At 40.0% G+C, this 24,587-nt stretch carries 21 protein-coding genes; 15 read left to right on the forward strand and 6 right to left on the reverse strand.

What is annotated here, in order from left to right:
• Position 1: 1 nt before the first annotated feature.
• From QZ574_RS13015 to QZ574_RS13025, 3 genes are all read right to left on the reverse strand, one after another.
• On the reverse strand, positions 2-2,458 hold the full coding sequence (locus QZ574_RS13015; RefSeq protein ID WP_297090164.1) for a DUF5686 and carboxypeptidase-like regulatory domain-containing protein: 2,457 nt from the start codon (positions 2,456-2,458) through the stop codon (positions 2-4).
• A 324-nt stretch (positions 2,459-2,782) separates the two neighbouring features.
• Entirely contained in the window at positions 2,783-3,661 is an 879-nt protein-coding gene (locus QZ574_RS13020; RefSeq protein WP_297090167.1) for a hypothetical protein, read from the reverse strand.
• A 192-nt stretch (positions 3,662-3,853) separates the two neighbouring features.
• The gene (locus tag QZ574_RS13025) at positions 3,854-5,506 is read right to left on the reverse strand and encodes a diphosphate--fructose-6-phosphate 1-phosphotransferase (protein WP_297090169.1); all 1,653 of its coding nucleotides are present in this window, start codon (positions 5,504-5,506) and stop codon (positions 3,854-3,856) included.
• A 458-nt stretch (positions 5,507-5,964) separates the two neighbouring features.
• Here QZ574_RS13025 and QZ574_RS13030 point away from each other — a divergent pair, with 458 nt between their 5' ends.
• The 4 genes from QZ574_RS13030 to QZ574_RS13045 all read left to right on the forward strand — a co-directional run bounded on the left by QZ574_RS13030 (position 5,965) and on the right by QZ574_RS13045 (position 9,657).
• Positions 5,965-6,981, forward strand: coding sequence for a histidine kinase (locus tag QZ574_RS13030; RefSeq protein ID WP_297090171.1), 1,017 nt, complete (start codon positions 5,965-5,967; stop codon positions 6,979-6,981).
• Positions 6,982-6,999: 18 nt separating this feature from the next.
• Positions 7,000-7,740: a LytTR family DNA-binding domain-containing protein gene (locus QZ574_RS13035; RefSeq protein WP_297090173.1), complete on the forward strand. Its 741-nt coding sequence runs from the start codon at positions 7,000-7,002 to the stop codon at positions 7,738-7,740.
• A gap of 99 nt (positions 7,741-7,839) precedes the next feature.
• Positions 7,840-8,961 (forward strand): serine hydrolase domain-containing protein, encoded by a 1,122-nt coding sequence (locus tag QZ574_RS13040; RefSeq protein WP_297090175.1) that lies wholly within the window; start codon positions 7,840-7,842, stop codon positions 8,959-8,961.
• A 75-nt stretch (positions 8,962-9,036) separates the two neighbouring features.
• Complete coding sequence (locus QZ574_RS13045; protein WP_297090177.1) at positions 9,037-9,657, forward strand: DUF4230 domain-containing protein; 621 nt, start codon at positions 9,037-9,039, stop codon at positions 9,655-9,657.
• A 79-nt stretch (positions 9,658-9,736) separates the two neighbouring features.
• Here QZ574_RS13045 and QZ574_RS13050 read toward each other — a convergent pair whose 3' ends face one another.
• A complete protein-coding gene (locus tag QZ574_RS13050; RefSeq protein WP_297090179.1) occupies positions 9,737-10,954 on the reverse strand; it encodes a serine hydrolase domain-containing protein in 1,218 nt (405 codons plus the stop codon).
• A 259-nt stretch (positions 10,955-11,213) separates the two neighbouring features.
• Here QZ574_RS13050 and QZ574_RS13055 point away from each other — a divergent pair, with 259 nt between their 5' ends.
• The 5 genes from QZ574_RS13055 (at position 11,214) to QZ574_RS13075 (ending at position 15,723) form a co-directional block, all read left to right on the forward strand.
• Positions 11,214-12,635, forward strand: coding sequence for a monomeric [FeFe] hydrogenase (locus QZ574_RS13055; protein WP_297090180.1), 1,422 nt, complete (start codon positions 11,214-11,216; stop codon positions 12,633-12,635).
• Positions 12,636-12,676: 41 nt separating this feature from the next.
• The gene (locus QZ574_RS13060; RefSeq protein ID WP_297090183.1) at positions 12,677-13,657 is read left to right on the forward strand and encodes an oxidoreductase family protein; all 981 of its coding nucleotides are present in this window, start codon (positions 12,677-12,679) and stop codon (positions 13,655-13,657) included.
• 49 nt (positions 13,658-13,706) lie between these two features.
• The gene (locus QZ574_RS13065; protein WP_297090185.1) at positions 13,707-14,609 is read left to right on the forward strand and encodes an inositol monophosphatase family protein; all 903 of its coding nucleotides are present in this window, start codon (positions 13,707-13,709) and stop codon (positions 14,607-14,609) included.
• Between the two features lie 68 nt (positions 14,610-14,677).
• On the forward strand, positions 14,678-15,022 hold the full coding sequence (locus tag QZ574_RS13070) for a hypothetical protein (protein ID WP_297090187.1): 345 nt from the start codon (positions 14,678-14,680) through the stop codon (positions 15,020-15,022).
• Positions 15,023-15,024: 2 nt separating this feature from the next.
• Positions 15,025-15,723: a hypothetical protein gene (locus tag QZ574_RS13075; RefSeq protein ID WP_297090189.1), complete on the forward strand. Its 699-nt coding sequence runs from the start codon at positions 15,025-15,027 to the stop codon at positions 15,721-15,723.
• A 127-nt stretch (positions 15,724-15,850) separates the two neighbouring features.
• Here QZ574_RS13075 and QZ574_RS13080 read toward each other — a convergent pair whose 3' ends face one another.
• Positions 15,851-16,789 (reverse strand): type IX secretion system membrane protein PorP/SprF, encoded by a 939-nt coding sequence (locus QZ574_RS13080; protein WP_297090191.1) that lies wholly within the window; start codon positions 16,787-16,789, stop codon positions 15,851-15,853.
• Positions 16,790-17,122: 333 nt separating this feature from the next.
• On the opposite strand from QZ574_RS13080, the gene QZ574_RS13085 reads away from it, so the two are divergent.
• The 6 genes from QZ574_RS13085 (at position 17,123) to QZ574_RS13110 (ending at position 23,533) form a co-directional block, all read left to right on the forward strand.
• Positions 17,123-19,342, forward strand: a complete 2,220-nt coding sequence (locus tag QZ574_RS13085; protein WP_297090193.1) for an amino acid permease — start codon at positions 17,123-17,125, stop codon at positions 19,340-19,342.
• 63 nt (positions 19,343-19,405) lie between these two features.
• The gene (locus tag QZ574_RS13090) at positions 19,406-20,311 is read left to right on the forward strand and encodes a mechanosensitive ion channel family protein (protein WP_297090195.1); all 906 of its coding nucleotides are present in this window, start codon (positions 19,406-19,408) and stop codon (positions 20,309-20,311) included.
• Positions 20,312-20,518: 207 nt separating this feature from the next.
• Complete coding sequence (locus QZ574_RS13095) at positions 20,519-20,977, forward strand: thioredoxin family protein (RefSeq protein WP_297090198.1); 459 nt, start codon at positions 20,519-20,521, stop codon at positions 20,975-20,977.
• On the forward strand, positions 20,974-21,960 hold the full coding sequence (locus tag QZ574_RS13100; RefSeq protein WP_297090200.1) for an FAD:protein FMN transferase: 987 nt from the start codon (positions 20,974-20,976) through the stop codon (positions 21,958-21,960). Before QZ574_RS13095 ends, QZ574_RS13100 begins: the two co-directional genes overlap by 4 nt.
• A gap of 2 nt (positions 21,961-21,962) precedes the next feature.
• Entirely contained in the window at positions 21,963-22,178 is a 216-nt protein-coding gene (locus QZ574_RS13105) for a DUF4266 domain-containing protein (RefSeq protein ID WP_297090202.1), read from the forward strand.
• Between the two features lie 14 nt (positions 22,179-22,192).
• Positions 22,193-23,533, forward strand: coding sequence for a DUF3570 domain-containing protein (locus tag QZ574_RS13110; RefSeq protein ID WP_297090203.1), 1,341 nt, complete (start codon positions 22,193-22,195; stop codon positions 23,531-23,533).
• A gap of 37 nt (positions 23,534-23,570) precedes the next feature.
• Here the strand turns inward: QZ574_RS13110 and QZ574_RS13115 are convergent, their stop codons facing one another.
• Complete coding sequence (locus tag QZ574_RS13115; protein ID WP_297090205.1) at positions 23,571-24,419, reverse strand: aldo/keto reductase; 849 nt, start codon at positions 24,417-24,419, stop codon at positions 23,571-23,573.
• Positions 24,420-24,587 lie beyond the last annotated feature (168 nt).

Below are 24,587 nucleotides of genomic sequence, written 5' to 3' on the forward strand. Positions count from 1 at the left end.
TTTAGAAACTCATTTCGGCCCTAAAGCGGATTCCACTATTGTCGGTAAAACTTCTATCCATGTAGGTACTGCCCAATTGGTGAATATACTCCACACGCAACACTTTAAAAATATTTGTAATACCTACACCTATTTCGGCATAGGGCGCTGTAAGGTCTTGCGAAAAGGCCTGCGGCAAGTCAAATACAGGTTTATATGAACTTGTTCTGTCGCCATAGTGAGCTTTTAACGAAACCATTTCACGCAGCTTTAGCTTTTTAATTAAAGGCAAGCGATTAAAAACAATGCCGCCCCCAACCCAGTCGAGGTGAACATTGGTATACACATTGTGTGCGAACGAAGCCTGGTGCAACAAGTTAAAACGGTACTTGGCAAACCCGAGCGATTGCGAACCAACCGGCATTTCGAGCAAATCGTAGGGCGCATCGCCAAACAAATATCCACCATTAACCATGTAGCGCATAAATGCCGCCCCCATATTTAACTTTCCAACAATAGAACCGTGAAAATGAGAATACAGACCAAAATCGGGTGTGTTGCTACCCGGCAGATAGGCCTGACCTATGTCCCAACTCAGGTTAATAACCGGCGTTTGGTCGATGTAATAAACACGCATAAAATAATATTGATCGAAATACTGTCCGAAGGCTAAACGGGCATTAAATAACGCACCGTAAGCTGAATAATGGTTGTAATCAACCCCATCGTGTATGTAATGAATTTCGGGTGTACTGCGGTTGGAAGAGAAGTAAGCCCCCCCTTCCAGAATAATATTTTCGGTATTATACTCCAGGTTTACATGGACTTTTTTTTCTTGCTGCAGGTATGGATTTTCTTCGCGCGAGGTTAAAGCCGCAATAAAGTTTCCGTTACCGCGGGTATTCGGATTTTTCTTTATAAACCTCAGGTACTTATCCTGCGAAACCAGGTTGTAATCGTCGGAATAACTTCCACGCAGCACAAACTGGTCATCCTCCGTTAATTGCCAGCCAAAATTAAGGCCGTATTTCAGTTCTTTATTTCGTGTTCCGTACCCTAAAAATCCACCAATGGTAAAACGCTCCCACATTTTTTGCCCGGTTCTGAAAGGCAGAGAAAAGCGTTGGCCTTCGATGGCGTTTGTACTGTAGATATCAAAAACAGGACCTAATTCCAACTTACCCAGGTCAACATAACTGGTAAGCACCATCCCCCCTACTGCATCAATACCTTTTACCACCTGGTTTTCTTTGAGCCTGTCAACACGCTCGTAGGTACCATCCGACATCAGGCTTGCGGCAAATTCGGGTTGCAATTTCCAATTTCGCCCTTTTACCTCATCCAACTGTTTCGATGTTGAATACTGGGTTGTTTTGTTAACCATCCAGTTTCCACTTGATATCTGGTCGATTCGCTGCGACCCGTACCTCGAAACGGTGTCTTTATTCAGCATTAAAGAAAGGTTCAGGCTAATTTGTTGTTCATCGTAGAACCAGGTTCCATCGGGAGTTTTACGGTATTGTACATTCGACCGATAACCATTTACAAAATTAATATTTGCTTCCTCCTGAACATAAGCATAAACACTTGTAAGCGCATAATTCGTACCCTCAACAGTAAACCTGCCGGTAAATAGCGGGTTGTATTTATTTTTGGGCGTAAAAGAAAAACTATAATGCCATACACTATCAACCAGAGTACTGTCGTTCAGGTAAAAATCGTAATGTAACCTGGCCGAATTGCTCAGTGGCGAAATAATTCCACGGCCTAAAATATTAATCTGGTCTTTATAAAAATCAAGATCGATAACTACGTTTAATAAAATCAAGCTTTCGATGGTTTGGTTAAGTTTTGGGAAGATGCCATCCTTTTTACGGTACACCAAACTGTCTTCCTGGTTTTCAACCAATATCCCTTCTTCAGCCAAATATATGGGCGAGAAACGTACATCACGGTCGTCCAGTTTCATGGTAACCTCGTTAAGGTTGGGGATAATTCGGTTCACTTTAGAGGTTGAATCGATGGCCATATAAACTGAAGTTCGGGCAAAAGTTTTGTAATCGGCAAAGCCTTCCACCTTTTGCCTGTTATCCTTCTTATTCTTCATGATTTCCCGAAAAAGTACTTTGGCACGCGACTCCTCGGGTTTAACTGTTACCTCGCTTATACGTTGTACATCGGGTTTTAATTGCACTTTTAAGGGAAGAGCAAGATTGGCCGTAACCTTTATTTCCTCTTTTTCATAACCAACCGACGAGAAGCTAATCTCGTCGCCAACTGTAGCTGAGAGCAGGAAATACCCCTCAATATCGGTAATAGTGCCACGGGTAGTTCCTTTTACCCACACGTTCACAAACGGAATTGGTTCATTCGTGCTCGCGTCAAACACGAAGCCCGATAATTCTGTTGCCTCATCAGCAGCCGTTGCAACAAATACAGAGAGGAGGAAAAGTATTGTAAATCTGATATTGTTTTTCATAATAAATAAGCAATCTTGTTTCTTTTATCAGATTTTCATTTTATTGAATACTCAAGATAAAGAGAAACAAATCACTACACTACGTTTTACACAATAAATATGCTTATCTATTCAAGATAATTGTTTTCGTGGCATTTTACATATTTAATAATGAAGCGAAAGTAATTAAGATCACCAGATCAAAATTTAATATCGCTAATAATCCTACTATTTTTTAACTTTTATTAAGAACCATTCCGTTTAACCATCAACATTGCGTTAACAATACAAACAGGCACCTTTGCCTTTTGCAAAAGCGCCTGTTGTTTTGATTTTCTTATTTTTTTAGTCGAGTACGATAACCAAATATTTCGAGGCTTTCCAAAACTCAACTTTGTTCTCAACAAAAAGGGTATCAGCAGCCTTTTCGCCTGAAATATAAAACGATCCGGCAGGGTGAACAGAAATAACAGTTGCCTTTTTAACATTTAAAGGCACATAATTCAACTCCCTGATATCGATTTCGGTAAAAGCTTCTTTATTAAAATCTTCTTTAATGGTTGATGTTCGGCCAATTCCAAGCATTCCTCCCGTACGTTCAACAACTCCATTTTCTTTTAATTCTTTTGCGCTGCCCACCACATAAAAGGCTTTGTTTAAGGCCATCTTTTGCTGTTCAATTGTTTGCGTCTTTTCAGCACTTTCAGTTTCAATTACGGTAATTTTCTGATTCAACTGGTTGATGTTACGGGTTAAATTTTGCACTTCGCGTGATAATTCAACAATTTCCATATCTTTTTCCGACACCTGTTTTTCAAGTTTTTGTACCAGTTGTTCAAACTCGGCTACCATAGCATTTAGGTTACCAATTTTATAATTGGCACTGTTAAGTTTTTTTTGCAACGATGAGAGCTGCTCCTTGTTTTTTTGAATCAGTTCGTTAAGCAACTGAATATCTTCAAGGATTTGTTGTTTTTGCCGGTAATTCATTTCACGCCCTCTGGCCGATTGTACGGTAACCAGTTTTTCTACCTGTTTTATGGAATCCAGCGTGGCAAGAATGTCGTTAAAATCATTGAGAAACTCAACTATTGAAGAATCTTTCACCGCCGTCACCTGGGCCAGGCTGTCTCGCTCAGTAATCAATTGTTCGGCATCCTTTTTATAGTTGTGACACGAAACAATACTTGCAGCAAAAATTAACAAAATCAAAATTCTTTTCATTTTACTTTTATTTTTTGGTTAGAAGAACGTTTTCTTTTTTGAGGGCATGCACCTTGCTCTGTATCAACATTATGGTTAAAGGTACAACAGAATAGGCACAATTACTAATATTCATACGACTGGGGAAACCAAAAAAAACCTTCCTGTAAAAAAACAGGAAGGTTTTTTGAAGTATTTTTATTGAAACAAGTATTACTCCTGTTCCAGTTTTAATGTTTCGGTTGTTTGGTCGCACACTTCAGTCGGACCAAAATATTGAATCGGGCCGGGATATACGAACTCAGTTCCAACCGCCCACTCGCCTCTTTTTGAAACGAAATACTTATAAGGAGCTCCATCGAGTTCAACCAAAGCTTTCTGAATAACCGGTTTCATATGTCCATGGCGTTTTTCCATGTTCATCATCATGGTTACAGGAACACCTCCGGCAATCCACTCATCGGCAGCTGCAGTTGTATTGCGCACCGACGACATATATCCTGTTTTTCCTTCAGAGATAAGAACTGATGCGGTGTAACCTAAGGAGTAGCAATAATCGGCATCAAAATTAGATGGAGCAGCACAGCGTCCTTCATAGCCGAAGAAATGGTATTGTGTTCCGAATTTACCAATGTATTTACCTTCCTCTTTCAGCTCTTCAAGACGTGTACCTACCATTTCGCCCAATAACTTTTCGGTTTCAATTAACGAAACCTGAACGTTACCGTGCGGATCGCGATCGAGTGTTAACTGAGTTGCAATACCTGTTGGCAACGAACTGAAAACTTTTGCTGATGCATCAGTAAGTTGACTGGCCACCCATTCGTTACGGTGACTTTTTTTCAACATCTTAAATTCCTTTTCAGTATCGGTATCTTCAGCAAGTAAATCGTTTAGCTCCGAAATCAATACTTTCATTTCCGGAATAAATTCGATCAATCCTTCCGGAATTAAGGCAACACCAAAGTTATTACCATCATCGGCACGTTTGGCAACAATACCCGCCATATACTCTACCACTTCGCCTAAAGTTTGTTTTTTCTCGGCAACTTCTTCAGAAATTAAGGTAATATTTGGCTGTGTTTTTAGCGCACACTCTAACCCGATATGCGAAGCTGAACGCCCCATTAATTTAATGAAGTGCCAATATTTTTTTGCAGAATTGGCATCACGCTGAATGTTACCAATAAGCTCTGAGTATACTTTAGTGGCTGTATCAAAACCAAACGATGTTTCAATCATTTCGTTTTTCAGGTCACCATCAATTGTTTTCGGGCAACCAACCACCTGCACACCTGCATTAATTTTTGCATAATATTCGGCTAAAACACAAGCGTTTGTGTTCGAATCATCGCCACCAATAATTACCAGGGCGTTTAAGCCAAGATCTTTGGCAATTTCCAGTCCTTTGTCAAACTGTGCTTCTTCTTCCAGTTTTGTACGTCCTGAACCAATAATATCAAAACCACCGGTGTTACGGTATTCATCAATAATATCGGCAGTAAGTTCCATGTATTTATGGTCAACCAATCCTCCAGGTCCACCTAAAAATCCGTATAATTTACTATCGGCGTGAATATTTTTTATCCCGTCGAAAATACCTGAAATAACATTGTGCCCTCCTGGCGCTTGTCCGCCTGAAAGAATAACTCCAACATTTACAGGTTCTTTTGCACCGGCTTCATCAGCTGCCTCAAAAGAGATTAGTGGCATTCCGTAAGTATTCGGAAATAGTTCTTCAATTTCTTTTTGGTCGGCAACCGATTCGGTTTTTGCTCCTTCAACCAGTTTTACCGGCCCTTTTAATGATTTAGGTAGTTTAGGCTGATATTTAGCCCTTTCTTTTTGCAATGCGCTAATATTCATGTCTGTTTATTTTTAGTCGGGCCCCAAAATTGAAGCTCCGATTTTGCACGATCAGAAATTCTGATGACTGCAATTTTTAATTATTGATTTCTAATTTTTTAAGCAGATCAAAAATAGTGCATTTTAAACGGGAAACCTACCAAAGAAATTTTTCATTATTCGATTTAAAGTAAAGTTAAAAGGGAAAATACTTGCTAAAAAACAGGAGCGACATCATGTGCCTTAAAAAACCATTGATTTACAACAAATGTTAGAGCTAAAACAAGTTGAATTTTCAGCCTGCTTTCCCTATCTGCCAACAGTATGAAATAATCTGCAAAATACAGCTCTTAATCTTCAAAACTGCAAGTGGCTTAAAATAACCCTGCTAGACGAATTAAACGGCTTATTGGCAGAATATCAGTGAATTATTCAATTAAATCATGTACAATTGTAAGAAATAAGTATTTTAACTAAAAATGAAAATTTTTAAATACAGAATTCTTAACCATATCCTGTTTTGGATATTTATATTTACCTTTTACACTGTTCCCTACCTACTGTCGTATGGCTTTGTATTTGAGGCTTTTATAAACATCATTTACATTCCGATTGATATTATTGGAGTATACATTGTTATTGAATACCTCTTGCCGCGCTTTGTTTTTAAAAAGCGAAACTTTGGGATTTTCATTTTGGGTACAGCCCTAATTATTGCGCTAAACATTGCCGTTTCGCAATTTATAAAACTAAATATACAACCCATGCTGGGTTTTTGGATTGCCCGCCGCCCAATTAGTGCTGAAATGTTTTCGGCGCTGCTCAACAACTTTATGATAATAGGGTCTGCAACAGCATTCAAGCTATTTCGCTATTCGTACAACATCCAATTAACACAATCAGAACTTGAACGAAAAACGGTACAGTCTGAATTAGGAATTTTGCGCTCGCAAGTTAACCCGCACTTTTTATTTAACGTTTTGAATAACATTGATGCTTTAATTTTTGAAGACAAAGAAAAAGCTTCGAATGCCATTTTTTTGCTTTCGAAAATTATGCGTTATATGCTTCAGGAATCTACGCACGAAAAAGTTAAACTGGATAAAGAAATAAGCTATATTCAAGATTATCTTGAACTGGCTAAGCTGAGTTTTGCCGATCCCGATTTTTTGCACTACGAACAAGACGGCATGCCCAATTCTCAGCAAGTTCCGCCCTTACTTTTTATACCAATTATTGAAAACGCGGTAAAACATTGTAACAAACAGTCGCAATCGCCGGGTATTAAAATAAATTTTTTCATTAGTAAAGATTTTATTGAATTGCACACCTCAAATTTTATAAAGCGTAATGATTTTAAATTACCCGACAGCGGCACCGGAACAGGACTGAAAAACGTTGAAAAAAGGCTAAAACTGCTTTATACCGATAACTATACCTTTGATATTAATAAGGATATAGATAAATTTGAGGTACATATAAAAGTACCGGTTTAACTGAAAAACAACGTACCAATGAAAATGAATTGCATAGCTGTTGACGATGAACTTCTGGCCTTAAAAAAGATAGAACGATTTGCCGGAAAAATCGATTACCTGAACCTGTTAGGTACTTTCGACAACGCACTTTCCACGTTTTCATTTTTACGCGAAAATAAAGTAGACCTTATTTTTCTTGATATCCAAATGGATGAATTTACAGGCATCCAGCTGTTGGAAACCATTAAAGATCCGCCTTACGTTATTTTAACCACGGCTTTTGACGAGTACGCACTTAAAGCCTATGAACTGGATGTTGTTGATTATCTTTTAAAACCCATTCCTTTTGAACGTTTTGTAAAAGCAACGGAAAAAGTATATGCCCGTTTTCTGAAAGATAAAAACACCCAGGCACCGGTTCAGGCTTCTACCCAAAGCACCCCGGTAAATGAGCAGCCCGATTTTATGTTTATTAAATCAGGAAATAAAACCGTAAAAGTATATTTTGATAAAATTTTATACATCGAAGGACAACGCGATTACCTTCAGATTCATACCGAAGACAACCGGATTATGACCCTGCTGAATTTCAAAAAAATGCAGGAGCTTTTAGATGAGCAGAAATTTATTCGGGTACACAAATCGTTTATAATTTCAGTAGATAAAATTGATTATATCGAAAACAACACAGTAAAAATAAAGGACAAATTAATTCCGGTGAGCAGTACCTATAAAATCGCATTTCAAAACCTGCTTCAGAAAAAAAACTTCCTTTAAACACAACGAAAAGCCTTCGATTTTTTCAAAAAATTTCAGCTCACACTTCTACTAAATTTTTATTTTTGCAGCTGCTTTTTTAACTAAAACCAGTAAAAAATGATGCGAATAACTCAGGTACTAATTTTGTTTTTTGTTTTAGCAACACTTACCAACTGTAAAAAAGCAAAAAACGATGTGGTGTATAATAAAAAATACATTGAAGAGATTAAGCAGGTTCGAAAAGAATTTTCTTTTCTTTTAGGACGCAATTTTATTCCGGGAGCACAAATTGCTATCTCTAAAAACGGAGAACTAATCTACTCTGAAGCAATGGGTTGGGCTTCAAAAGACCTGGAAGTAGTTGCAAAACGCGACACCAAATTCAGAATAGGTTCATTATCTGAATTATATACAGCGCTTATCTACCTGAAAATGGTTGAAGAAGGCAAACTTATCCCCGACTCAGCAGTACAACACTACCTGCCCGACTTTCCGAAAAAGAAAATGCCCGTAAAGTTGGAACACCTGCTTAACCATAGCTCGGGCATTAGAGAACTAACGCGGGCGGAACAAGAATGGACCGGAATTAATTTTAGCATAAAAAGAGGCTTGGAGAAATTTATGGACGATCCATTAATGGCACCACCAGGGGCCTATCAACAAGAAAGCCGGTTTAACTATAACCTGCTTGGAGCAATACTGGAAAATGCCTCCAATCAAAAATATCACGAATTGCTTGAAAACTATGTTACTGATACGCTTAAACTTAGCAATACCTGCCCCGATAATCCTTTTTCCACAATAAAAGGCCGTACAAATTTTTACGACCACAACATGATTGCGCAGGTAGTAAACGCAGTAACAATGGATATGCGCTGGCGACTTCCGTCTGATGGATTGCTTTCCACAGCTGAAGATCTGGTTAAATTGGGCAATGTTTTCCTTAGCTCTGATTACCTGAACGAGCGTACCCGTGAAAACCTTTTTGAACCTGTCTCACTATCCAGTCAGGGGCCTTCTCTCCTCGCCAACGGATGGATTATAATCACCGACAGCAGTGGAAGAAAAGTATATGGCCGCGAGGGAGCTGTTACCGGAGGTAGTTCGTCGATGCTAATTTACCCCGATGAAGAGCTGGTAGTGGTGGTAACAACTAACCTGTGTCAAGAGAATTCAAGCATTCCAATATTTAAACTAGCCCGTTTTTTTCTTCCTGAAGCAGAACAAGAACAGGACTAAGCCAAGCTTTTCAACGCCCGGATAAGAGGGTATTGTGTAAAAAGTTTTATTTTAGACTTTTAAATACCACATTTTATGGAGACCCTTATTTTTTTGGGATTAATAATTGGCTTGGTTGGCGGCATTGCCGGCACGGTATATTTTTATAAAAACCGCAACGAACGCCAACTGCAAAGTCAATCGGTTTTACTTTTAGAGAAAATAAAACAAGTTTGTAAGCTTATTACTGTTGAAGGTGAATTTTCAGAAATATTCACGCACCGCGATGAAAAGAATCTTTTTTTTAAACTTTTTCAGACCGAAAAAAAAGCGCTACTTATTGTTAAAGCCAAAGTTATGATTGGCTTCGACCTCACGAAAATAAACATAGAAATAAATACGCCAAAAAGGCAGGTTCGCTTATCGCAATTCCCTGAGCCTGAAATTCTAAGCATTGATAACGATCTGGAATACTACGATGTACAGAAAGGAATAATCAACAAGTTTACCGAAACCGACCTGACGAATATGAATAAAAAATCGAAAGAGTTTATTCGTGAAAAAGTGCAAAACAGCCACCTGGTGCAAATTGCAAAAAACCAGGCCAACGATACAATTTCGCTTATCCGTCAGTTAATTGAATCGGTTGGCTGGGAACTGGTAGCAGAACATAAAGAGTTACCCAATAAAAAGGCACAAAAAAAGCTGACTGATTAAGTCAACTTTTTATAGATGTCTGAAAAACAATAGCCTGCCAAATAGTTTGCCATATCCGGCCAAAACACATCAAGCCATGCTATTTTTTTATAGCGGCTTCAATTTTTGCTTTAAACTCCTTACCAAACTTAAAGTTGCTCGGCATTATTTGTGTAGCAGTAATAATAATAAGCTGATCAGTCGGATTTATCCAAAAATTAGTAGATGCTGCACCGGCCCAGCTGTACTCCCCGGTTTCAAAATCAACTGCCCCTGCCAGGCCATAGCCCCTTTTACCATTGTCGTAAATTGCACCTTCGGGTAGTTGGTCGCTCATTATCATTTTTACTGTGGTTGGTTCCAATACTTTTACTCCGTCAAGCTCGCCACCATTTAAAAGCATAGTACAAAAACGGGCATAATCATCAATGGTAGAAACCAGTCCGCCACCTCCCGACAATAAGGTTGCCGGTTGCTTGAAGGCTTCTGCAAAACGGTCATCCGAAGGTATAAGGGAACCATCTTCAGCGGGACTATAAAGGGTACATAAACGTTCGTGTTTTTCTTCCGGCACATAAAATCCGGTGTCATCCATTTTTAACGGGCCAAATACTTTTTGCTGCAGGTATTCATCAAAAGACATTCCTGAGATTACTTCTACCAAAAAGCCGGCAACATCAATTGAAAGTCCATAAAGCCATTGGGTACCAGGTTGAAAATTAAGTGGCTGCTCTGCAAGCAAAGGCATTTTATCTTCCAATTTTCCATCCCAGGCACTATCAAATGTTGCCCGGTAAACCGAATCAACATACGAGTTGGGATCCCAACCGTAAGAAATGCCTGATGTATGCGTTAATAAATGTCTTATCGTTACTTCATTTTCCTGTTCTTCAAGCGTATAGCTATTATCACCTGGCGTATAAACTTTTGCCGATGAAAATTCGGGAATAAACTTCGACACCTTATCATCCAGTTCAAATTTACCTTCATCATACAAAGTCATTAAGGCCACAGCGGTAATTGGTTTGGTCATCGAAAAAATCCTAAAAATAGTATTGGCTTCCATCGCCTTACTGTTTTCCCGGTCGGCATAACCTTCATTCAAACGCACTATTTCCTGGCCATCTTTTAACACCAGGGCTGAAAAACCGGCCAGCTCCCCCTTATCAATGTAGTGTTGAATATGCGCTGTTGCCACTTTTAATGAGTCGGCATCAAGGCTTTGATTAAGATTCTGGTTCTTGGGGGTTGAGCTGCAGCTTGAAAAAAGCAACACAACCAGGCCAAGCAATAAAAAGTTAAATGGTAGTGTTTTCATAAATCTGTTTCTTTTGTTTAGTTTCAGAAATTGTTGTATCTCCTATTTCTTCAAAATTATAAAATTCAATGTGTAAATTGGTGAAATTCAATAAATTTATGTTTACAATTTTTTGGTTTTTCCCCTTATTGTCATAATAAACTTGCTTTAGCAGAAATTACCCTTAACTCAGGCTTAACAAGTAACAAGTAATCCTTACAATTATGTTGCAGAACATTAAAAAGGCAGTACTTTTGCGGCGTCAAAAAAAAGAGGCACTATGGGATATACAAGTAATACACTGATTATCAGAAGAGATCTTCTAAAACAAGTAGTTAAACTTTTTGCCGACGGAAGGCTGGTTGAAGAAATAGACCGAATTCCGATACAAATGGCTCCCAAGCGTCGCGAAGCACAACACCGCTGCTGCATTCATAAAGAACGGGCCGTAATAAAATACAAACTTTTCCCGCTGTTGGGCTATACAGTTGACGATGAAAAAGACGAGCTAACCCCACTGAGTGCTTATGCCGAGAATGCTCAAAACCGCACTAAAATAAAAGATGAGATATTAACTGTTGTTGACGAAGCCTGCACCAGCTGCGTAAAAGCGCAATATGTTGTAAGTAATCTGTGCCGGGGCTGTGTAGCGCGTCCGTGTATGATGAACTGCCCAAAAGATGCCGTAAGCATGGTAAACGGACAGGCGCAAATTGATTCAACAAAATGTATCAACTGTGGTATTTGCCAAAAACAATGCCAGTACCACGCCATAATTCATGTACCTATTCCGTGTGAGGCGGCCTGCCCCGTAGGAGCAATTTCGAAAGATAAATTTGGAGTAGAACGTATTGATGATGAAAAATGTATCTACTGCGGGAAATGCATGATTGCCTGCCCCTTTGGAAGTATTTTTGAGATTAGTCAGCTGATTGATGTGTTAATGTGCATCAGGAAAGAAGAACACACAACAGCCATTTTTGCCCCGGCCATTCACGGTCAGTTTGATTTAACCACCGGCCAGATTGAAAGCCTGTTAAAAGAAATCGGCTTTAATGAGGTTGTTGAGGTTGCTGATGGTGCCCGAAAAACAGTGGAGCACGAATCGGAAGAATTTTTAGAACGACTGGGAGATGGAGCACCCTTTATGACCACCAGTTGCTGTCCGAGTTATGTTGAAACCGTTGAAAAACACGTAAAAGGATTAAAACCTTATGTTTCTGATACGCCATCGCCAATGATGTATGCTGCAGAAATGGCGCGTCAAAAAAATCCGGAAACCAAAGTAGTTTTTATTGGGCCATGTATTGGTAAACGTAAGGAAGCCAAGCGTAACGACAAAGTTGATTTTGTTATGTCGTTTGAAGAGCTAAACGCACTAATTGTTGGGCTGGATATTGATTTGGGCAGCCTGGCCGACAACGAAAGTCGCCACAACCAAAAAACGGTAGATCGCGGGTTTGCCCTGTCGGGAGGAGTGGCAGCAGCAGTAAAAGCAGAACGCCCTGAGGCCAATATTAAAGAGCTTGTAATTAATGGTGTAGATAAAAAAGCTGTTGGCATGATGAAAGCTTATGCGCGCGGAAAAGCTCCGGCCAATTTTATTGAAGTGATGGTTTGCGAAGGAGGGTGCATTAATGGCCCGGCTTCGCTGGGAGAAATGGCGGGTAACCGGAAACTCTTTAACAGTAACCTGAAATAAATACAGGCTATTCAAGCCATTAATCTTCAAAAGTAATTGCGATGAACCAACATTTTCAGGAAACAATATTAAAGGCTACGGGGGCACAAAGTTTGAGCCGAACAGCATCTATACAGAGCCTGTGGAGCGGATATGGCGAAATTATTCGGTTTAGCCTTGAAGGATCAAAAATGAAGAGTGTGGTGGTAAAACATGTTAATCTTCCTGAAGGCGGCAACCATCCGCGCGGGTGGAATACCGATTTATCGCACCAGCGTAAACTAAAATCATATAAAGTTGAAACCGAATGGTATAAATCCTTTGCCAATAGCTGCGACCAGAACTGCAAAGTACCTGAATGTTATGCACTTGAAACCCTGGGTTCTGAAGTGTTGATGGTGATGGAAGATTTAGATGAATCGGGTTTTGCTAAGCGCCTTAGTGCTTCGGTTAACTGGAAGAATATAAACGCCTGTCTGAGTTGGCTTTCAAATTTTCATGCCACTTTTTTGCACATAAAGCCACAGGGACTATGGGAAACCGGAACATACTGGCACCTTAACACCCGCCCTGAAGAACTGGAAGCGATGGACGATCTTCCGTTAAAAAATGCCGCTGCAGCAATTGACAGGGCATTGACATCAAGCCCATTTCAAACGCTGGTACATGGCGATGCCAAACTGGCCAACTTTTGCTTTTCTGAAGATGGAAAAAAAGTAGCAGCAGTTGATTTTCAATATGTTGGTGGTGGTTGTGGAATGAAAGATCTGGCCTATTTTATTGGCAGTTGCATGAGTGAAAACGACTGCGAAAAATACGAAGAACAGATTCTAAACACTTATTTTGAGTTTTTAAAAGCTGCTCTGAACCGGAAACAAAATAGCACCAATTTTATCGCTCTCGAGCACAACTGGCGAAATTTATACCATACTGCCTGGGCCGATTTTCATCGGTTTTTAAAAGGCTGGCACCCTGGCCACTGGAAAATCAACTCATACAGCGAACGGGTTTCGCGTGAAGTAATAAAAAACATTGCACAATAGTTTTGGCTTGTTTGCTAACTTTGATACAAATATTATTAGTTAAACAACTATGCAGTTATCAAGCACCCAGCTTTCCACACTTTGCCAATATGCCATTACTGCTGCAAAAAAAGCCGGAGGTATAATTCATGAATATGCCGGTAAAAAAGTGAAAGTAGGTAAAAAAATTGCCGCCGACAGCCTGGCATCGCAAGTAGTAACAGCGGTAGATATTAAGGCACAAAACTGTATTCTGGAAACCTTAGCTCCTACAATTCGAGAATACCAGCTGGCTTTGCTAAGCGAAGAAAGCCCGGATAACAACAGCAGGTTTTTAAAGGACTACTTCTGGTGTATCGACCCCATGGATGGCACGCTCGCTTTTACTGAACAAACACCGGGTTATGCGGTTTCCATTGCTTTGGTGGCTAAATCTGGCGAACCACAACTGGGAGTAGTTTTCGACCCGCTTACCCAAAACCTTTATCATGCGGTAAAAGACCAGGGCGCTTTTCTAAACCTGCATCCCTGGCAACCCGACCTGCAGCTTACCAATAAAAATACTTTTACCCTCCATATCGATCGTACATTTTTGCAGGACAAACATTTCAATTTATTTGTTGATGAACTTAAAACAGTTTTAAAGAAGTACAACATCAGCAAGTTAAATATACAAAAACATGCAGGAGCCGTGCTAAATGCTATTTGGGTATTGGAGCAAGCTCCGGGATGCTACTTTAAACTGCCAAAAGCCACGCCGGGCGGAGGAAGCCTTTGGGACTTTGCAGCAACAGCCTGCATTTTTAACGAAGTTGGAGCTGTAGCAAAAAGTTTTGATGACAGCCTGCTCGACCTTAACCGAAAAGATTCAAGTTTTATGAATCACCGGGGGGTTTTGTATTCAAGTAATCAAGAAATTGCTACCCTTATCAGGCAGTTCAAATCATTGGCCCGACGAAATAAGTCATTTTAGTCTTTTATCCTCCATTTTCTTGCCTCGAGTTAGTTTATTGAGTAACTTGTAGCTACCATTAAATCATTATGGATGTTGAATTGTACATACAAAAAATAATTCTCACCTATAAATCGTCTATTCGCTTTAGGGTTGGCTTTGCAGTTTTAATTGTATCAATAGGATTGTTAATCATCTTGTTAAATGCTTTTAACCTGCTCGATTTCCCCGGCGAAATAAAAAGTATTATAAGTATTTCCGGAACACTGGTTTCATCGGTTTGTGCCTTTCCGATAAAAGAAATTGTTGACCGCCGCAACCAGATACGATTGATTAACGAATTATCTATTCAGCACAAAAACTCAAGTGGAGAGGACAAAAAGAGGCTGGAAGAACTGATTTGGAAATTTATAGAAAAAAACGTAGTTGGATAAACATGGCAAGTAATAATAACAATCTGATTAATAAAATTGAGGTGGAAGAAAAGCGTGCCCGGAAGAGGATGCTCACCTACGCTTCGGTTCCACTTTTGCTCACCATCATTCTGGTAATAATATCATACATGGTTATAAACAATGCCGGCGAAGAAGTTAAAGAACTAAAACATGAAAAATCGGAACTGGAAGCAAACATCAAGCAATTAAACACCAGTATTGGTTTAAAGTCGGACAGCATTGCCGAAATGAAGAAAGTAATGGAGTTGGCTTTAAATTACAGCGACAAACGTTACGAATTTAATTATTCGGTAGACAAGGAATTATACTCACGTTATCCGCGTCAAACAGAAATGCTTTCTGAAATTCGGGCCATGATTCGGGCTGGCGAAGTAAAGTGGAAACTTGGAGGGAGTTCTCCTGAAGATGGTTTCGATTCGCCAAGTTTTGCAAGCTTTATGATAAACCGCCATTCGGCAATTACAGTTGAGGCCGCCAACCGTTACCAGTTGCGCGATGCACTGCCCAAAACAGAAACTCCACGTGTGGGCGATATTGTTTTTTACGAACACGGCTATGCCATGTTTTATTTCGAATATAGAAATAAGCCTTTTGTTATTGGGATGACTCCGCTCGGACTGGCATCGTTAACCTACGATTTTGGCCCTAAACGACTTGGTTTCGGTCGGGTTAGCTATTAAACAAATCAGTATACAGCTCCACACTTTAATGATGCAGAATAGTTGCCCGCATTTTCAGCAAAGAAAACAACATTAAAAAGGGCATTCTTCTCAGAACGCCCCGGCCATGCATAATCAATCAACTCAATTAAAAATATCGTGGAGAAGTTACCTCTTGCTTTTTAAACCGGAGTTCGTACGATACCATCACTTCGTGTGTACCGTTACTGTAATTTTGAATATTATTTGTAGAAAAATCGATGGCATATCCCAGGCGCAGTTTATCTTTAAAATGAAACTGGGCGATAACTCCAAACGATTCACCTGAGCGCCAGCTTCCCCCCAGCCAGAATTTTTCTTTAAACAAGAAGTTCCCCGTAAGATCCAGCTGCAAGGGAGCACCGGTTTCCGATGAAAATGAAGCCTTGGTAAGCGCTGTTGGCTTAAACTTTAAGTTTTCACCGAGATCAAAAACAGCTCCGGCTATTAAAAAATAATGGCGCATTTGAGCCTGAACCGAAAAATTCTGATAATCGTTCTCAAACGAACTGTTAACAATTCGGGGAATTGAAAATCCTACATAAGCCCTTTTACTGTATAAAAAAGCACCAACGCCAAAATTTGGTTTTAATTTTGAACTAATCTCTCCAACAAACGACGGATCATTAGCATCAATAATATTATGCGATTGCAAATTGTGCGAGTAATTTGTAAATCCCCCCTTAATCCCCAAACGTAAATTGGTCTTTTCTGAAAGTGGCACGAGGTAAGAATAATCGCCAAAAATATAAAGTCGCTTTACGTACCCTATTTTATCGTTTATCAGGTTTAATCCCAGTGCTACCTTTTCGTTTTTTAGTGGTGCCTGCACCGACATGGTATATGTTTCCGGTGCTCCGTCCCAGCCCGTCCACTGATGTCGGCCTAAAACCATAAAGCCAACCGACTCCCAGGTTCCGGCATAGGCCGGATTTATGGTTTGCGTATTAAACATGTACTGGGTGTACATGGGATCTTGTTGCGCCTTAACAACGCTGCTCACCAGCACTAAAATTAATCCTATACCTATTATAATATGTGTTTTCATTTTTTAAGCGTCCTTGTGTTGTATTTATCTTCTGTAAAAGCGTACTTACCTGTTACCAACACATATGCCAAAACGCTTACAACGCTCATTTAATGCACTTTAGCAAACCCCGTAAACACGCACAGCTTTCCACAAATGGGACACAAAAAACAATTTGCCCCGTTTTGGCCATCATTCCAAGCCTGAATCACTATGGATTAAAATAAATATCGTGGAACAAATTTTACTGATTTTGCTTTTATTTGATAAGTATTTGATGAAGCCCTGTGTACTTGACATTTTACTTTCTTATTTTTATAGAACGTATTTTACAATAAAAATAAACGTACTTTAATGACAACGAAAAGCAATAAATTCGGAACAGCACCGGTGTTTTTAACCGCCATCTCAACAATTCTGGGAGCCATTTTATTTTTACGTTTTGGCTATGCCGTCGGCACCCTGGGTTTTTGGGGAGTTATCCTTATTATTTTGCTGGGGCACCTGGTAACCATTCCAACAGCTTTGGCTATTTCAGAAATTGCTACCAATAAACGAGTTGAAGGAGGAGGCGAGTATTTTATCATCTCCCGCTCGTTTGGGTTAAACATTGGCGCCACCATTGGAATTGCGCTTTTCTTTTCGCAGGCTATAAGCGTTGCCTTTTATGTAATTGCCTTTACCGAGTCGTTTGAATTTTTCTTTAATTACCTGCTGGCCAAGTACGATTTTGTTTTGCCCCGACAGGTAATAAGCCTTCCGGTAATGGCGGCTTTATCGCTCCTCATCATAAAAAAAGGGGCCAACCTGGGGGTAAAAGCCTTGTATTTTGTGGTAGCTATTCTTTTTATTTCGCTGATTCTTTTCTTTTTAGGCTCTACTGAATATGCAGAAACTGCCAGTTCGCCACTTGCCAAAGAACAGTTCCGGAATTTCAAAAGTTTCTTTGTGGTTTTTGCCATTATTTTTCCGGCCTTTACAGGCATGACAGCCGGAGTGGGACTTTCCGGTGATCTAAAAAATCCTTCCAAATCAATCCCTTTGGGTACTGTTCTGGCTACCGTTTCCGGAATGATTATTTATGTTTTTATTGTGTACAAGCTAACCGCTTCCGCATCAATCGATGACCTTTTACAACACCAGCTTATTATGGGGAAAATTGCCGTATCCGGTTCAGTAATTGTACCGCTTGGCCTGGCAGCTTCCACGCTTTCGTCGGCATTAGGGTCGGTAATGGTGGCTCCGCGCACCCTTCAGGCGCTGGCATTAGACCGGGCTTTTCCTTCAAAACGGATAAACCGATGGATTTCGGCAGCCAACCCGAGCGACAACGAACCTAAAAATGCATCAATTATAACTGTTGCCATTGCTTTCATTTTTGTCGCCCTCGGCGATGTAAATGCAGTGGCATCAATCATTTCCATGTTTTTTATGGTTACCTACGGTGCTTTATGTCTTATTTCTTTCCTCAATCATTTTGGTGCTTCGCCATCCTACCGGCCTACTTTCCGTTCGCGCTGGTATCTTTCGCTGGTTGGCTTTCTTATTTCTATTTGGGTAATGTTTAAGATTAGTACTCCGTATGCTTTGCTCGCTGCCGGAACCATGACACTTATTTACCTGTATATCAACAATTATCATAAACAACGAAAAGATTTTGCCTCGTTATTTGCCAATTCCTTATTTCAACTGAACCGCAAATTACAGGTTTCCCTGCAAAAGCGTAAAAACCTTGTGCTTCATAAAGAGTGGCGCCCCAGTGCCATTTGTATCTCTAACAAAACAACACAGCACAACCGCGCGTTTCAATTGCTTAACTGGATTTCGTACAAATACGGATTTGGCACCTACCTGTATATGATTGAAGACTATTACTCGGCAAAAAACGCCGAACAGGCCAAACTCATGCTAAACCGCTTAATTGAGGAATCGGATTCGGAAGAAAACTATGTTTACATCGATACTATTATTTCTCCTTCGTACACCTCGGCCATTGCCCAGGCCATACAAATTCCGGGCATTGCAGGCATGGAAAACAATATGGTTATTTTTGAATACAACAAAGAAAAACCCGACAACCTGAGCAAAATAGTTGAAAACTTTGCGCTGGTAAACAGTGGCGATTTCGATATCTGCGTAATGGCATCGTCGATGAAAGAAATGAAAATAAAAAATGGTATCCATATCTGGATCAGTTCATTTGATACCGAAAATGCCAACCTGATGATTTTACTGAGTTTTATTTTGCTCGGCCATCCGGATTTAAAGAAAACCAGGATTGAAATTTTTGTTGCCTGCCACGAAAATGAAGTGGAAGAATCAAAACAGGTAATGAAGAAACTGGTGCTTTCAGGCCGTCTTCCCATATCCGAAAAAAACATTAAAATAATTCAACGTACGGATGAGGTCTCAACGAAATCAATTATCGCTCAAAAATCGGGCAATGCCGGATTAGTTTTGGTGGGCTTAAGAGAAGAAATGATTAAACATGAAAAAGAAAACATTTTTGCCGGTTACGACGAATTGGGGACCATACTTTTTGTGCACTCGAAAGACCAGAAAGCGATTGAGTAAAATAACATCAGGTGCTAAAAAAATATTTTGTACCTTCCCGTAGCAACTTGAGAGGCCAGCAATATGAGGGAAATTAACGACTTTATTACCGACCAAACCGGATTAAGTGCCGACACGCAGCATAAGATTGTGCTTTCGTTCCTCATCATCATATTTCTTTCGGTTATCCGTTTACTAATTTTACGAGTGGTATGGCGTCAAACCGACAATGTTAAAATCCGCTACCAATGGAAACGAACACTGTCGTTTGTAGTACCTTTTTCCAGCGTTGTATTAATTGGTGCGGTATGGATACAGGCATTTGAACAGTTCGGAACTTTCCTGGGCCTTTTTACGGCAGGTATTGCCATTGCACTGAAAGAACCTTTGACAAATCTGGCTGGCTGGTTTTTTATTCTGTTTCGTAAACCTTTCGCGGTTGGCGACCGGGTGCAGGTGGGGCCTCACACCGGAGATGTAATTGATATTCGCCTGTTCCAGTTTACTATTCTCGAAATTGGCAACTGGGTGGAAGCCGACCAAAGTACCGGAAGAATTATTCATATGCCAAACGGAAAAGTTTTTCTTGAACCACAAGCGAACTACAGCTCGGGGTTCGAGTATATCTGGAACGAAATTAAGGTGAATATTACTTTCGAGAGCAACTGGGAAAAAGCACAATCTTTATTGGAAACCATCATTTCTGAGTTTTCTGAAGACATTCATATAAAAGCCCAGAAAGAAATTCAGGAGGCCAGCAAAAATTACATGATTTATTATAAACACCTCACCCCTATTGTTTATACCAAGGTGATGGATTTTGGTGTAAACTTAACCATACGCTACCTTTGCAATCCACGTCAGCGAAGAGGCTCTGAAAATGTAATCTGGAAAAAGGTACTAACGGCTTTTAATCAACAAAACGATATTCAATTCGCCTATCCAACAACCCGCTTTTACCGCGCCAATGAAGCTTCCGAATCAGTTTAAATACCTCAGCCAGAAAAGTTGTTTATGAATTATACCCCATCCTTAATTAGTTGTTTGCAAAACTTTTCTTTAAGTAAGTTGTTTTTCTACGCATAAAAACCATTTAAGATTTTTAAACATTAAAATCCCATTATTTACAAAATAAGGAAGACAAAAAAGAGTTATTCATATCTATTACTCTAGATATGTAGATTTAAAAACAAAAATATGGGCAAACAATCGATGCTTCTAAAAGCTTTACTAAGCTTTATGCTAATCTTTATTATTGTGGGCATAAGCTTTGGCCAAAACTGGCAAACTAATTTTCAAGCGGCACAAAACAAGGCCAAAACCGACCATAAACCAATTGTACTGGTTTTCTCGGGGTCAGACTGGTGCGCACCTTGCATGAAACTGGAGCAGGAAATCTGGAATTCGGATACGTTTAAAAGCTATTCTGATGCTCATTTGGTTTTATATAAAGCCGATTTTCCGCGAAAGAAAAAGAACCAGCCCGACAACGAACAGCTGAAAAAAAATAAAGAACTGGCCGAAAAGTATAACTCCAAAGGATTTTTCCCGCTTGTGGTTGTTTTAGATGAAACCGGAAAAGTTCTTGGAGAAACCGGCTATAAAAAGATGACCGCCGATGCTTACATCAAACATCTTGAATCGTTTATAAAATGAAAGGGCTAAGCGTACTTTTACTTCTTGCTTTTTCGGTTTTTGGCCTTAGCGGCCAGCAAGCCCACAAGCGTACGCTAAAATTAATGGGCAGCCGTTTCGAGATAACTGTTGTTGCAACTAGCGAAGATGAAGCCAACCAATACATTGACGAAGCGATTGCTGAAATCAAACGTATCGAAAAACTAATTTCTTCATGGGATGCCGGTTCTGAAACTTCAGCCATTAACAAACAGGCAGGAATAAAACCGGTTAAAGTTTCTGCCGAGCTTTTTTCGTTAATCGAACGAAGCCTGCGCATTTCAGCACTTACTGATGGGGCATTTGATATTAGTTATGCCTCGATGGACCGTATTTGGAAATTTGATGGCACCATGACCGTTATGCCATCAGAAGCGGTAATTGCAGCTTCGGTAGCGAAAGTTGGTTATGCCAATATAAAACTCAACAAACAGGAATCAACCGTATTTTTAACCCAAAAGGGAATGAAATTAGGCTTTGGTGCCATTGGCAAAGGTTACGCTGCCGATAAAGCCAAAGAATTGTTAATAAACAGGGGGGTAATTGCCGGAATTATCAATGCATCAGGCGATATGAACACCTGGGGTACTCAACCCGATGGCAGTCACTGGAAAGTAGCCATTACCAACCCGCTGAACAAAAACAAGGCCTTTGCGCTTTTACCCATAAAGAATGGTGCCGTGGTAACATCGGGCGATTACGAGAAATTTGTATTTCTTAACAATACCAGGTATGCACACATTATCGATCCAAGAAGCGGTTATCCGGCAAAGGGAATAATTAGCGTTACTGTTTTTGCACCAAGCGCCGAACTGGCCGATGCTCTGGCTACCTCTGTTTTTGTTATGGGCATTAATGTGGGGCTCGACCGAATAAATCAATTACCAAAAACAGAATGCATTATTGTTGATGACCAAGGGAACATTCATCAATCAAAAAACATTGAAATAGAAACAGAAAAATAACAATGAAGAAAAAAATCATGCTACTTGCAGGGCTGGCTTTTATCATACTCAGCTCGTGCACAATACTTAAGGAGTACGAAAAAGTTAATATCAACGATCCGGATATGGCACTGGCCGACCGTAAAATCGATAAGTTTCAAACCACTTTTCAATCATACAGAGAGGCCGCTTCGGGTGCCAATGGAGGAAAAACCGGAGGTGGTTGTGGCTGTAATTAAGCAATTATTTTACTATGAAAATTATACTCATATTACTACTTACCGCCGCGGTATTTGTACTACATGCACAGGAAAATGAAAGCGGTGAATACAAAAAACGGGTACTTGAAAATACCGAAATAGATATTCTGTTTAATTATTATGAACAAGACGGAGAGAATGCCGCGGTTACAGGGGGGATAGGCACCGAAGAGCTTACTGATATTTCGCCAACCCTTATTGTTGCCATTCCGTTAAACGACGATGACGTACTGACCATAAACGCTAATATTTCAGCATACACCTCTGCCTCATCAAGCAATATTAATCCCTTTGATGGTGCCCAACCAGCCGACCCTTTTGTTGCCAGCAGCGGCGCCTCAAAATCAGACACCTGGGTTAATCTTATCGGCAGTTACAGCCACAGTTCCGACGACCGCAACCGCATCTGGACAAGCAACGTTTCGGTGGCAGCTGAATACGATTATTTCTCGCTGGGATTGGGTGGAAGCCATACCTGGTTATTTAACGAAAAGAATACGGAATTATCGCTGAATGCCAATATATATTTCGATTCGTGGAGCCTGATTTATCCGGTTGAACTGCGCCCGCAAGGCAACGACGAACCAGATGAAGACGATTACTTGCTGGATGACGAAGATGACTTTTACGGAAATGCATTTGGAACTTTGGTTCCCGGCTATGATCCTTCGTTTACAGAACATCCCGACAAAGGAAGAAATTCCTATTCGATCGGTCTTGGTTTTTCACAGATTCTTTCGAGCAAGCTGATTGGCTACCTGTCTGCCGACTTTATTTTACAGGACGGGTTGCTTTCAACACCCTACCACCGGGTATATTTTAGCGATAAAGAGGATTACTTTTTTCAGAATTTCCATTTGGCCGATGATGTGGAACGCTTGCCCGATTCGCGTTTTAAAATAGCGCTGGGCGGACGCCTGAATTACTTTATTAACCATAGAGTAAGCCTGCGAACCTATTACCGCTTTTATACTGATGACTGGGGAATTGCTTCGCATACAGCCAGTATTGAAGTACCGGTAAAAATTACCGATAAATTTACCCTTTACCCCTCGTACCGATATTACATGCAAACAGCTGCCGACTATTTTGCTCCTTACAACCAGCATTTATCATCCAGCGAGTTTTACTCCTCCGATTATGACCTGTCCGAATTTTCGGCCAACAATTTTGGCTTTGGCATAAGCTACACCGATGTTTTTACCAAAACGAAGCTTGGAAAATTTGGATTAAAAAGCATTGATTTTAAATACAATAAGTACGATCGCGACACAAAGTTTAGTGCATCAATGTTTTCGTTTGGAGTAAAGTTTATTATTGATTCAGCAATTTAAACAGTTGAATAACAACTTTTAACAGTAAACGAGTTTTTCAGGCCTGTTGTAATCTGTCGGGCCAGATATTGGGCAATTCACCACTAAATCCCATTTCCGGCAAGTTGTTAATCTGTGCCATTTCCTCCTCAGAGAGTTCGAAATCGAAAAAGTCAATATTTTCGTCGATTCTATTTTTTGTGTTTGATTTAGGAAGAACAACTACCTGGTGTTGAACAATCCAGCGTAGACAAACTTTAGCTATGGATTGCTTATATTTTTTTGCAATTTGCTGTAACAGTTCATTATCAAACACCCGCCCACGTGCCAAAGGCGACCAGGCTTCAATCACAATTTTATAGGCCTGGCAAAACTTTACCAGTTCGGGTTGCCAGTACCCGGGATGAAACTCAATTTGATTAACAGCAGGAATTACCCGGGCTGTTTTAAACAAAGCTTCAAGATGCTCTTGCCAGAAATTGCTCACGCCTATCGATTTTATCTTACCTTCGGCCTGTAATTCTTCAAGCGCGCGCCAGGTGTCGGCATTGGTTTGTTTCCAGTTATTGTAGTTTTTAGCATTAGCGGGCCAATGCACCAGGTAAAGGTCAATATAATCAACATTTAGCCTTTCTAAGGACTTATGAAACTCCTTTTTGGCTGATTTATACCCCAAACAATCGCGCCAAAGTTTAGATGTCAGGACAATTTCTTCGCGCGGAATTCCACTGGCTTTTATGCCTTTCCCAACCGCCTCTTCATTTTTATATACAGCAGCCGTATCAATTAAGCGGTAGCCTTTTCTCAGAGCATATTCAACCGCATTTGCACCTTCCTGTTCTGTTGATTTGTACGTTCCCAAACCAACTACGGGTAGGTAGTTACCATCGTTTAAAAGTAGTTTCATGGTTTTATTGTTGTTCATTTAGTTTTTATCGCCTTTGTTTTGAGGGAATTTTTCAGCAGTTATTTCTGAGAACTCCGCGAAATAATCATACGCAATTTTTTAGATGAGCAAATAAAATGAGCCGTAGAACATTGTTATTTTTCGCTTATTACCCCAATAGCCAAAGTT

Origin of the sequence: uncultured Draconibacterium sp. (assembly GCF_913063105.1) — a bacterium.
Taxonomy (GTDB): domain Bacteria; phylum Bacteroidota; class Bacteroidia; order Bacteroidales; family Prolixibacteraceae; genus Draconibacterium.

Coding starts and splice junctions, on each gene's coding strand:
- QZ574_RS13055 (WP_297090180.1), top strand. CDS start 11,214: ATGGGATATACAAGTAATACACTGATTATCAGAAGAGATCTTCTAAAA.
- QZ574_RS13105 (WP_297090202.1), top strand. CDS start 21,963: ATGAAGAAAAAAATCATGCTACTTGCAGGGCTGGCTTTTATCATACTC.
- QZ574_RS13075 (WP_297090189.1), top strand. CDS start 15,025: ATGGCAAGTAATAATAACAATCTGATTAATAAAATTGAGGTGGAAGAA.
- QZ574_RS13020 (WP_297090167.1), bottom strand. CDS start 3,661: ATGAAAAGAATTTTGATTTTGTTAATTTTTGCTGCAAGTATTGTTTCG.
- QZ574_RS13050 (WP_297090179.1), bottom strand. CDS start 10,954: ATGAAAACACTACCATTTAACTTTTTATTGCTTGGCCTGGTTGTGTTG.
- QZ574_RS13115 (WP_297090205.1), bottom strand. CDS start 24,419: ATGAAACTACTTTTAAACGATGGTAACTACCTACCCGTAGTTGGTTTG.
- QZ574_RS13090 (WP_297090195.1), top strand. CDS start 19,406: ATGAGGGAAATTAACGACTTTATTACCGACCAAACCGGATTAAGTGCC.
- QZ574_RS13110 (WP_297090203.1), top strand. CDS start 22,193: ATGAAAATTATACTCATATTACTACTTACCGCCGCGGTATTTGTACTA.
- QZ574_RS13080 (WP_297090191.1), bottom strand. CDS start 16,789: ATGAAAACACATATTATAATAGGTATAGGATTAATTTTAGTGCTGGTG.
- QZ574_RS13025 (WP_297090169.1), bottom strand. CDS start 5,506: ATGAATATTAGCGCATTGCAAAAAGAAAGGGCTAAATATCAGCCTAAA.
- QZ574_RS13060 (WP_297090183.1), top strand. CDS start 12,677: ATGAACCAACATTTTCAGGAAACAATATTAAAGGCTACGGGGGCACAA.
- QZ574_RS13095 (WP_297090198.1), top strand. CDS start 20,519: ATGGGCAAACAATCGATGCTTCTAAAAGCTTTACTAAGCTTTATGCTA.
- QZ574_RS13035 (WP_297090173.1), top strand. CDS start 7,000: ATGAAAATGAATTGCATAGCTGTTGACGATGAACTTCTGGCCTTAAAA.
- QZ574_RS13065 (WP_297090185.1), top strand. CDS start 13,707: ATGCAGTTATCAAGCACCCAGCTTTCCACACTTTGCCAATATGCCATT.
- QZ574_RS13030 (WP_297090171.1), top strand. CDS start 5,965: ATGAAAATTTTTAAATACAGAATTCTTAACCATATCCTGTTTTGGATA.
- QZ574_RS13015 (WP_297090164.1), bottom strand. CDS start 2,458: ATGAAAAACAATATCAGATTTACAATACTTTTCCTCCTCTCTGTATTT.
- QZ574_RS13040 (WP_297090175.1), top strand. CDS start 7,840: ATGATGCGAATAACTCAGGTACTAATTTTGTTTTTTGTTTTAGCAACA.
- QZ574_RS13045 (WP_297090177.1), top strand. CDS start 9,037: ATGGAGACCCTTATTTTTTTGGGATTAATAATTGGCTTGGTTGGCGGC.
- QZ574_RS13100 (WP_297090200.1), top strand. CDS start 20,974: ATGAAAGGGCTAAGCGTACTTTTACTTCTTGCTTTTTCGGTTTTTGGC.
- QZ574_RS13085 (WP_297090193.1), top strand. CDS start 17,123: ATGACAACGAAAAGCAATAAATTCGGAACAGCACCGGTGTTTTTAACC.
- QZ574_RS13070 (WP_297090187.1), top strand. CDS start 14,678: ATGGATGTTGAATTGTACATACAAAAAATAATTCTCACCTATAAATCG.